This window comes from bacterium (assembly GCA_040755795.1).
GTDB lineage: Bacteria > UBA9089 > CG2-30-40-21 > CG2-30-40-21 > SBAY01 > JBFLXS01.
Genome location: JBFLXS010000535.1, coordinates 1 through 2343, shown reverse-complemented (window position 1 = coordinate 2343; position 2343 = coordinate 1). Strand labels below are relative to the sequence as shown.

Genomic DNA, 2343 nt, shown 5'->3' with positions numbered 1-2343 from the left:
AATTTTCGTCTGTAAAAAAAAGTTATCGTCTATTCACTTTTATGGTTAATTATGATATAAATTTATAGAGGATAAAAAAGCAATGAGCGATATACAAATCAAATTTGGACAGAGGGTAAGAGAACTTAGACAAATTCAAGGATTAACTCAAGAAGAATTAGCAGAAAAGGCAGAATTACATAGTACCTATATTGGTACAATAGAACGGGGAGAACAAAATCTCTCTCTTGGTAGTATAGAAAAGGTAGCTAAAGGACTTGGAGTAAGTATTGCAGAGCTTTTTTTATTTTGTGAAGCCTTACCATCAGTAAAAACTGAATTTATGATGCTTGCAAAGATTATAGATTTAATTAAAAAGAATGATGAAAGGACACTTAAGATGATCGATAATATTTTAAAAGAGATTCTTAAATGGGCAAAGGAGGTAGATGTTTAAATTATTTTGTTACCCAATTACCTAATCACTCAGTTACCTAACCACTCCCAGCTTCCCTCTCTTCATACTGCCACTTACCGGGTCTTGAAGGATATAGATATAAATCCCACTTGCTACTTTTTCGCCCGCATTATTTATACATTTCCATGTCCATTGTGCACTACCATCTGCTGTATGTTCCCGCTCACCATAAACTAACTCACCTGCTATGTTGAATATCTTTACCCTGAAATCTTTAGTCAATTTGGCAAAAGTTATCTCGTCCCTTGTCGGATTGGGGTAGCAATAGACCTTATCAAGATTTAACTCAGGTTGAACCTTTGTAATATTTCTCTCATCTATTTTTACTTCTATAACATTTTCATCTGCATCTTTTAACTCTACATCATCGATACTTATACAATTCATTATCTGCTCTAATGTCCTTTGATAACTTGAAGCTCTGGATTTTTGAGGTATATCAATGATTAAATAAGCAAGTGGAGCTATATTTTCTTCCTCCTTTTCCTCATCATCTTCTAACAGTAATCTGCTTTGGTTATTAGAGAAAATTTTATCAGAAATAGTACCTTTTTCTTCACGATACACATCATCCTCATCTACTATTACCATTCCTATATCTATTTTACCTGCTTGATTATCAATATCTTTTTGTAAATGAACCTTTGTCGTAGTATCTTCAAAGGTAGGGGTACCAACATTTTCTACCTGTATCTTATCTGGATTAAAAGCTAATTTTAATCTAACCGTGGTCAATTCTTCCTCTACATCTTTAACCATGATAGCAACCTTAGGTTTTTCTTCTAATGTATTTAACCGTAGATTACGAGTTGGACTATCTGGCATTAACATAATAAGTGAATTAGATTTTTTAGGAGATGTTGTTGAAGTTGCCTCAACAAATTTAACAGGTATCCTTACTATTTCCTCTTTCTTATATTCTCCTTTGCCAACTTCCTTCTTCCCATAAACATAATAGGTAGCAGAAAAATATGCTGGTCTTTCCCACACAAAATGCCACCACAACCAGTGAAATACTATTGTTTTCCCTTCATATCTTACATTGATTATCAGTCTGTTATTCTCCTTATCAATACAAGAGCCTCCATCCCAGGCATTTTTTGCCTCATGAACTGTATGATGCCATTTGAATAGTTCATATTTAGGCTCAGAGGGATAAAGGTAGTAAGTACGAGTTGTTTTCCCATATACTTTTTCATTAATATAAATATGATTATTACCACCAAGTTCGTATTCCTTTTCTACAACTGGTTTTCTTGCAAAAACCCAATAAACTGCATCATAATATGCTTTGGAATACCATCTTCCATCAAGTCTTACTTGAATTACTAATCTATTCCCTGGTTTATCAATAAATGTCCCATTATCCCTTGCCTTTCTACTGAAATAAACATAATACCCCCAATCATATATCTCGTAATTCTCAGGTACATGCAAAAAGTCTGTATAATTCGTCCCATGTCTTGAAGAGATATAAATCCCTTTACAGTATCGTTTATGAATATAATCAATAGTAAAGTTAATATTAGCTGTATCTTTTCCTGGTTCTACAACCACATCTTTTCTAATTTCAACTTTCTCACTTTCTTTTGGTCTTGCCTGCACTTCATATTTGCCTACAGGTAAATTAAGCAGTTTATATCTACCATCTTTATCAGTGGTGGTACTCTGGACATTCCATATACTAATTATTACATCTGCTATTGGGATACCGGTTGAAGTAGTTACAGTACCTGAGATACTGCCTGGTGGAATGGGGATAGTAAAGATGGATTTTGCTACTCCACATGAGATAAGCCCTGTAGCAGTAATAGTCTTTAATCCATAAGGTTGTGAATCGACAGTAAAGGCAGCGGTAAAACTACCTTGAGCATTAGTAGTAGTCA

2 protein-coding genes are annotated in these 2343 nt (G+C 34.0%); one reads left to right on the top strand and one right to left on the bottom strand.

Going from position 1 to position 2343, the window contains the following annotated elements; translation table 11 throughout:
• Window positions 1–82 precede the first annotated feature (82 nt).
• A complete protein-coding gene (locus tag AB1414_19365; GenBank protein MEW6609572.1) occupies window positions 83–436 on the top strand; it encodes a helix-turn-helix transcriptional regulator in 354 nt (117 codons plus the stop codon).
• A 33-nt stretch (window positions 437–469) separates the two neighbouring features.
• Here AB1414_19365 and AB1414_19360 read toward each other — a convergent pair.
• The coding region (locus AB1414_19360; protein MEW6609571.1) for a carboxypeptidase-like regulatory domain-containing protein at window positions 470–2343 on the bottom strand (1874 nt) is incomplete at its 5' end.